At 60.5% G+C, this 7836-nt stretch carries 6 protein-coding genes and 1 pseudogene; 5 read left to right on the forward strand and 2 right to left on the reverse strand.

Annotated elements, in window-relative coordinates; genetic code table 11:
- Positions 1-224: pseudogene (locus B8115_RS13720) on the forward strand (ABC transporter ATP-binding protein); the annotation flags it as partial.
- Between the two features lie 64 nt (positions 225-288).
- Complete coding sequence (locus B8115_RS13725) at positions 289-1284, forward strand: adenosine deaminase (protein ID WP_010628387.1); 996 nt, start codon at positions 289-291, stop codon at positions 1282-1284.
- A 79-nt stretch (positions 1285-1363) separates the two neighbouring features.
- Here B8115_RS13725 and B8115_RS13730 read toward each other — a convergent pair whose 3' ends face one another.
- Complete coding sequence (locus B8115_RS13730) at positions 1364-2365, reverse strand: cytochrome-c peroxidase (protein ID WP_010628388.1); 1002 nt, start codon at positions 2363-2365, stop codon at positions 1364-1366.
- A 219-nt stretch (positions 2366-2584) separates the two neighbouring features.
- On the opposite strand from B8115_RS13730, the gene msrP reads away from it, so the two are divergent.
- Both msrP and B8115_RS13740 read left to right on the forward strand, forming a co-directional pair.
- The gene (gene msrP / locus B8115_RS13735; RefSeq protein ID WP_010628389.1) at positions 2585-3550 is read left to right on the forward strand and encodes a protein-methionine-sulfoxide reductase catalytic subunit MsrP; all 966 of its coding nucleotides are present in this window, start codon (positions 2585-2587) and stop codon (positions 3548-3550) included.
- Positions 3551-3583: 33 nt separating this feature from the next.
- Positions 3584-4180, forward strand: coding sequence for a sulfite oxidase heme-binding subunit YedZ (locus B8115_RS13740; RefSeq protein WP_010628390.1), 597 nt, complete (start codon positions 3584-3586; stop codon positions 4178-4180).
- A gap of 30 nt (positions 4181-4210) precedes the next feature.
- On the opposite strand, the gene B8115_RS13745 is transcribed toward B8115_RS13740, so the two are convergent.
- A complete protein-coding gene (locus B8115_RS13745) occupies positions 4211-5590 on the reverse strand; it encodes an NCS2 family permease (RefSeq protein ID WP_010628391.1) in 1380 nt (459 codons plus the stop codon).
- Between the two features lie 1564 nt (positions 5591-7154).
- Between B8115_RS13745 and B8115_RS13750 the strand changes: the two genes are divergently transcribed.
- A partial coding sequence (locus B8115_RS13750) for a UvrD-helicase domain-containing protein (protein ID WP_158409652.1) occupies positions 7155-7836 on the forward strand: 682 nt, incomplete at its 3' end.

Consider the following 7836-nt stretch of genomic DNA (forward strand, 5'->3'; position numbering starts at 1 on the left):
TGCGCGACCCCGGCCTGGTGATACTCGACGAACCCTTCGCCGGCCTGGATGCCGCCACCGTCGCGCGACTCTCGCCGCGACTCGATGCGTGGCTCGCCGGGCGCAGCGTGCTCTACCTGGTGCACCAACTGGATGGTGGCGCCTTCGATCCCCCTGCTATCACTCGTGAGCAGCGGCTTCAGGCCAGGCTGGCCGAGCGCAACCAGTTTTCGGACAGAGCTTGATTGACCGTTTGCGCAAAGAAGGTGTATCCATCAGGATGATGAAATAAAGGCGACGAGGTGCATCATGCGCGACTTCCTCAAGCGGCTGCCCAAGGCCGAGCTCCATCTGCATATCGAAGGCTCGCTGGAGCCCGAACTGATGTTCGCCCTGGCCCGGCGCAACGGGGTCGAGCTGCCCTACGACTCGGTGGAAGCGGTACGCGCGGCCTACGACTTCCAGGATCTCTCCTCGTTTCTCGAGCTCTACTATCAGGGCATGAGCGTGCTCAAGCGCAGCGATGACTTCCACGACCTGGCCATGGACTATTTTCGGCGTGCCCATGCCGAAGGGGTGGTCCACGTGGAGATGCACTTCGATCCTCAGGCCCACCTGGCCCGTGGCATCGAGCTCGAGGTGGTGATGGAGGGCTTGAGCCTCGCCCAGCGTGAAGCAGAACGCGAGCTCGGCATGTCCACCGCACTGATCATGGCGTTTCTGCGTGACCGGCCCGCCGACGAGGCGATGCGGGTGCTGGAGAGCGCCGCCCCTTACTGGGAGATGCTCGACGCGGTGGGCCTCGACAGCGCCGAGCGGGGCCACCCGCCCTCCAAGTTCGTCGAGGTGTTCCAGCGTGCCAAGATGCTCGGCATCCCGCGTGTCGCCCACGCCGGTGAGGAGGGGCCGCCGGAATACATTCGCGAGGCCCTCGATCTGCTCGACGTGTGTCGCATCGATCACGGGGTGCGCTGCCTGGAGGATCCGGCGCTGGTGACCCGGCTGCGCGACGAGGGGGTGGTGCTGACCGTGTGCCCGCTCTCCAACGTGCGGCTCAAGGTGGTGGAGCGCATCGAGGACCATCCCTTGCCCCAGCTGCTCGAAGCCGGCCTGCGCATCACCCTGAACTCGGACGACCCGGCCTACTTCGGCGGCGGCATGCTGGACAACTTCATGGCCTGTCACGATGCGTTCGGCTGGTCGAAGGAGACCTTCGTGCAGCTGGCCGGCACCGCCATCGAATCCGCCTTCATGAGCGACAGGCGTCGCCTGGAACTGCATCGGCAGCTGGCCGAGAGCGTCTGACGAACGAAAACCCCCGGCCTGGGCCGGGGGCTGCATAACGTTATTGTCGTTCCCTTGCGAATCCCTGCGATTGGGCCGCTTACGGCAGCGCCGGGACCTCGAACTCAGGCATCTTGCCGGTCAGCGTGTGCAGGAAGGCGGTGATGTCTGCGATCATCTCGTCCTCGAACTCGCGGTTCAGCATCTCGCGACCCATGATGGCCACGGCTTCCTCGAGGGTTTCGGTGGCACCGTTGTTCATGTACGGGTAGGTCACGCCCACGTTGCGCAGGGTCGGGGTGCGGAACTTGTACATGTCGGCTTCGTCGCCGGTCACGTCGAAACGACCCACGTCGGTGGAGCCGGGCACCTGAATCGCCCAGAAGTTGCTGTCGGTCAGTGCCGGGCCGCTGTGACAGGCGATACAGCCGGTATCGACGAAGGCCTGCATGCCGCGCTTCTCCTGATCGTCGATCGCGTTCATGTCGCCGCGCAGGTAACGATCGAAGGGCGAGTTCGGCGTGTTCAGGGTGCGCTGGAAGCTCGCCAGTGCCTGGGCCAGGTTTTCCTTGTTGATCGGAGCGGCGTCACCGGGGAAGGCCTCGGCGAACTTCTCCTGATACAGCTCGAACTCTTCCAGACGCTCCAGGGCCGCGTCGAGGTCCATGGCCATTTCGATATCGGCCTGGATCGGACCCAGCGCCTGGCCTTCCAGGTCGGGCTCACGGCCATCCCAGAACTGGGCGCCGAGGAAGCCGGAGTTGAGCACCGTGGGCGTGTTGCGGTCGCCGATCTGGCCGTCGTGGCCGGTGGCGCGCGGAATGCGGTCTGCCCAGCCCAGAGCCGGGTTGTGGCAGGTGGCGCAGCTGATCACGCCGCTGGACGAAATGCGCGGCTCGAAGAACAGCATGTTGCCCAGTTCCACCTTCTCTTCGGTCAGAGAGTTGTGGGCCGGAATCGGCGGCAGGTGAGGCAGCGGTTCGAAGCGGTCGCGGTAGTCGCCGAGGCCGTCGTCGGCGGCCACGCCGGTTGCCGCCAACGCGGCGCTCAGCGACACTGCGGCGGCGATGAGTGCCGGCCTGGCGAGAGCATTATGAATCATGGCGAATCCCCTTGGTTGCAAGCTAGAGACGGTTGTAGCCTGAAGTGCAACATCAGGTTACGGTTGGCTCTTGAGTGGTATCAACCAAGCAAAATGGTCGGAATGGACCCCTCATTGAGGTGGGTCAAGTTTTCTTCATTCCCGTGTTCCGGTAGGTGACAAACGCTTGTTTCACAGGCGAAGCTGTGGTCTCTTCGGTCGCCTTCGGGAGGATCCAAGATGACCCGTTACCGCTACCCGCCGATACCGGAATCCCAAGTCACGCCCCGCGAACTGTTCGAGTCGCGGCGCCGCTTTCTCAACACCGGCCTCGCCCTGGGCGCCGCTGCCGTTGCCCCCGGCCTGCTATGGCCGCGCTCGTCCCACGCCTGGCAGGGCGCTCTCGAAGCTCGCATCGACGCGCAGCTGCCCAGCCACGATCTGGCGGGCGGAGAAGCCGTGACCTCCTTCCGGGACATCACCACCTACAACAACTTCTACGAGTTGGGTACCGGCAAGCGCGACCCCGAGATCTACGGCCACCAGCTCGTCACCGATCCCTGGTCGCTGACCATCGATGGGGAAGTGGACAGGGCGGGCACCTTCGCCCTCGAGGACGTGCTAAAGCATCAGGAGCTGGAGGAGCGCATCTACCGCCTGCGCTGCGTCGAGGCGTGGTCGAAGGTGGTGCCCTGGATCGGCTTTCCGCTGGCGAACCTGCTCAAGCGCCACGAGCCGACGTCGCGCGCCCGCTATGTGGTGTTCGAATCGATTCACGACCCCGACAACCTGCGCGGCCAGCGCCGCAGCGTGCTCGATTGGCCCTACCGCGAAGTGCTGCGCATCGACGAGGCCATGCATCCGCTGACCCTGCTGGCAGTGGGGCTGTACGGCGAGATCCTGCCCAACCAGAGCGGCGCGCCCATTCGCCTGGTGGTGCCGTGGAAATACGGCTTCAAGAGCATCAAGTCGATCGTGCGCATTTCGCTGGTGGAGGAGCGCCCGCTGAGTTCCTGGGAAGAGCGCAACCCCGAGGAGTACGGCTTCTATGCAAACGTCAATCCCGCGGTGGATCACCCGCGCTGGTCCCAGGCGCGGGAGCGCAGGATCGGCGAGAGCGGCCGCCGCGAGACGCTGATGTTCAACGGCTATGCCGACGAGGTGGCGCACCTCTACGCCGGGATGGACCTACAGCGACACTATTGAGCAAGCTCCAGCCACTCAGGGAGTCATGTCAGCGTGGATCAACGCATCGCTATCAACCTGTTTCGCCTGCTGGTGCTGCTGGGCTGCAGCGCGCCGGCCTTGTGGCTTGGCTGGCAGTGGTTCTACGGCGACCTGGGCGCCGTGCCCGGCGAGGCCGTGGTGCACTTCACCGGCAAGACGGGGCTGATTCTGCTGCTGCTGACCATCGCCTTCAGCCCGGCGTTTCGCTTCACCGGCTGGGTCGGCTTTATGGCGGCCCGGCGTCAGATCGGCCTCTGGGCGTTCTTCTGGCTGGTGGCCCACATGTTGGCCTGGATGGGGCTGGATCAATACTGGGACTGGCCGTGGATTCGCCGCGAGATGGTCGAGCTGCCCTACATTCGCTACGGCGTGGCCGCGCTGCTATTGCTGGTACCGCTGGCTGTCACTTCCTTCGCACGTGTGCGGCAGGCCATGGGGTGGACGGCCTGGCACTGGCTGCATCGCCTGATCTACGTGGCCGCGGCGCTGGGGGTAACGCACCTGTGGATCCTGACCCGCGCCGACTACCTGCTGCCGACCCTATTCGCCGCCACTCTCGCAGCACTGACGCTCTTCCGGCTCATCGACGCCGCCATCCATCGCCAATGAAGCGGGCCGGCTTGTGCCGGCCCCGTTTCGTCAATGCGTGGTGACCAGCATCACTACGCTCAGCGCTGCCGAAACCCACATCGCCGGCTTGATGTCGTAGAGCTTGCCGGTGGCCAGCTTGATCAACACGAAGCTCAGGAAACCGAAGGCGATGCCCAGAGTGATCGAGTAGGTCAGCGGCATCAGGATGATCGCCAGAAAGGCCGGGAAGGCCTGCTCGAACTGCGTCCAATCGATCTTGCTCACCGGCGCCAGCATGAACAGCCCGACCAGCACCAGGGCCGGCGCCGTGGCGATACCGGGCACCAGCGACAGCAGCGGCGAGAGGAACAGGAAGGGCAGGAACATGAAGGCGATGGTGACCGCCACCAGGCCGGTACGGCCGCCCTGAGCCACGCCGGCACCGGACTCGATGAAGGTCTGCGCCGCGCTGGTGCCCAGCGGTGCGGCGATCATTGAGGCGAAGGCATCCACGGTCATCGAGCGCTTGAGGTTGCGCGGATTGCCGTCCTTGTCCTTGAGATCGGCGGATTCCGAAAGCGCCATGAAGCACGACAGCGCATCGAAGAAGTTGGTGAACAGCATGACGAAGATGAACGGCAGGTAGGCGACCTTGAGCGCGCCCCAGATATCCACCTGCATCACCGCGCTGAAGTCCGGCCAGGCGGCGATACCACTCCACTCCACCACCACGTCGCCGCCCCATAGGCGGCCCATCGGCGTGGCCAGCAGGGTGGTCAGCGCAATGCCCAGAATCAGCGCGCCGTTGTAGCGCATGATCACCAGAATGGCGGTGGCCATCATGCCGATGAAGAAGGTGATCAGCGAGGCGTCCATGCTGCCCAGGGTGACCAGGGTCGCATCGCTGCCGACGATGAAACCGGCGTTCTTGAAGCCGATGAAGGTGATGAACAAGCCGATGCCGCAGGTGATGGCATAGCGCAGCGAAGGCGGAATCGCATTGATGATCGCCTCGCGCACGTTGAACATCGCCAGGGTGGCGAACAGCACGCCGGACCAGAACACACAGCCCAGCGCCACCTCCCAGGAAAGCCCGGCGCCCTGCACCAGGGTATAGGTGAACAGCGCGTTCATGCCCATGCCCGGCGCCACCAGAATCGGGTTGCGGGCATACAGGCCCATGGCCAGGCTGCTCATGAAACTGATCAGCACGGTGGCGGAGAGCGCGGCGGAGAAGGGGATGCCGGCATGGGAGAGAATCGCCGGGTTGACCACGATGATGTACATCGAAGCCAGGAAGGTGGCGATGCCCGCCAGAATCTCGGTGCGCACGCTGGAGCCACGACGGCTTGCGCCGAAATAGCTGTCCAGCCAGCTGCTTCCTTGCCCCGTGGCTCGCGCGGAGGGGCGTCCATCTGCCTTGTCGGCTAGGGAGGAGGTCGGTTCCATATCTGTGTCCGTTGTTGTTGGATTGGCGTTGTCGAATCAGCGTTGTTGGGTGCCGCAGTGACAAGCTTGACCGTTTGGTCAGGCTTGTTCGGCTACAGCCTAGAAGATATTTGACCGATTGGACAGGTGGCTTGCGACTAACGTCGTAGGGCTGGGTGGGAGAGGGCTGGAGAGGGGGCGAGAAAGGAGAGGGTAGGGACAAGGCTCGTGTAGGCGTTGCCGTCAACGTTTCGCTTGGTTACGGTGGGTAAAAGCTACGGAAGATGGCTAAGTAACCAAGATGTACTCAGGGATGCCGCATTAGGGATGATGGGAATCGTCATCCATTCTGCCAGCAGGGCGGTAGCGTCTCTAAAATTCGCGAATCAGTCCAAGGAGTTACGCACTCTGGCGCACTCTAATCACTGTGGGGTGATGACGTGAGATTTATCGGAGAATATTTGAATGAATTTAAGCGCCTTTCTCGGAGGGGGCGCTGCCTTCACTTTGCAGCCGGTTCACGCTGCGATAAGATTGTCGACGCGCACTCAATACAAAACGGTGGCCAATTGAGCCAGATTGAAGAGGATGGGCATGTCGTCCAAGTATCTGCTGACTTGTCATTGATGCGAAAAAACAATGGTAATCCAGGCTGGGCGCGAGTAGGAGTGAACAGAGTATCCACTTTCCTTGGGTTTTGTGGAAGACATGACAATGAACTATTCGAGCCGATAGATAACCAAACGCTGGCCCCTAATGATCAGCAGGTCTTTCTGTATGCGTATCGATGTATTTGCCGAGAGTATTTCGAAAAAGAAAACGCCGTCAACCTGATGGGGTTTACAAAATCAAAGCAACTTCCGGACGGGGTCGGTGAGCTATTCATGGCTGCTGGAATCGGCCACACTATTGCGCTTGAGAATCTAAAGGAGCACAAGCGATGGTATGACCAAAGTTTGGCAAGAACCGATTACTCGGATATTCAGTATGTTTGTTTTTTGTCCGACGACCCGTGGAGTGTTCAGCTAAGTGGTCTTCTGTATCCTGATTTCGATTTTCATGGGAAGTGCCTACAAGATATTACAGACCCATCAACTGTTCCCGCGCTCATAACATATTTCACTGCGCCAGTCGGGAGCGGTTGGGCGTACGTTTTCGCATGGCATCGTAGCAGCTCAGGTATATGTAGGAAGTTTCTCTCGTCCCTAGCAGGACATTGTTATCATGGTAGGTCTCCGGCTGATGCATTGCTCCGGATGACATTCTCATGTTGCGAGAATCACGCGATTCGGCCTTCATGGTGGGCTAAGCTGAAGGAAAGGCATAGGGTTTCCATAACGGAGCGAGTGGCTTTGATGATGGATCCGACAGTCCCGGTACCGGCGAATTACCTGTGTTCAGGGCTCGAAGGTATAGCTGATTGGAAATTCGAGAATGTGCTTTCAACAATGTAAAATTTAGCTGCTACAACGAGTAACTTCAACCGACCGCATAGCGTCCGTACCGTGCTGACTAAACAGTTCGTTAGCATTCAGTTTAATTATTAAGCCTGGCGCCAAATATAAACTATCTATGTTTTAAAAATATGAGTTCGCACTGTTTTTCTAAACACCTCTCTCCTCATTGGCTGATGCGTTTTTTTGGCGCAGAATCTGCGACCTTCCTATTGACCAGTGAAGGCTTGCAGGTGGTGACGAAAGGAAATTATAAATTTTTAATTCAGGCGGAGTCTCTTGCCAATGAAGCTACTTTTCAGGAGGGAGCACTCTTCGCCAGGCTGGTGCTGCAAACCAATACCGGGCCGAAAACCTTTTCTGGCCTTCGGAAGAAAGATGCCCAGGCACTGTTCAGGTGGTTGCGTGAGCACTGGCTCAGGCAGTTGGCACCAGAGGTTGTGAAGACCGCAGAAGATATCCGGACACTGCTTACCCTAGGCTATCCCCGCCAGTCGCGGTTGGAAGTGGCTAGGGCAATGGCGCAGCAGGCTTTGGCGCGTTTTGTGCGTGTGCCGGAGCCTGAGTGGTGCGTGGATGTGCAGGGTGTGCCGTTCAAGTGGGTAGCGGCTGTCGCCAGGTGGCAAAATGATGATCTGGAGAAGTTGCGGCAGAGCTATGTGGCTCGCCAACTGCAACGTTATTCAGATTTCTTTGCTACGGTGGAGAGCCAGCCACTTACTGAACGCCAGCGGGAAGCCTGTGTGGTGGACGAGGATAACAATCTTGTGCTAGCCGGTGCGGGTACGGGCAAGACTAGTGTCATGGTTGGCT

The sequence above is a fragment of the Halomonas sp. KM-1 genome (assembly GCF_000246875.1).
Lineage (GTDB): Bacteria > Pseudomonadota > Gammaproteobacteria > Pseudomonadales > Halomonadaceae > Halomonas > Halomonas aerodenitrificans.

Excerpts from the sequence above, each read along its gene's own strand:
- B8115_RS13725 (WP_010628387.1), top strand. The coding sequence starts at position 289 with ATGCGCGACTTCCTCAAGCGGCTGCCCAAGGCCGAGCTCCATCTGCAT.
- B8115_RS13730 (WP_010628388.1), bottom strand. The coding sequence starts at position 2,365 with ATGATTCATAATGCTCTCGCCAGGCCGGCACTCATCGCCGCCGCAGTG.
- msrP (WP_010628389.1), top strand. The coding sequence starts at position 2,585 with ATGACCCGTTACCGCTACCCGCCGATACCGGAATCCCAAGTCACGCCC.
- B8115_RS13745 (WP_010628391.1), bottom strand. The coding sequence starts at position 5,590 with ATGGAACCGACCTCCTCCCTAGCCGACAAGGCAGATGGACGCCCCTCC.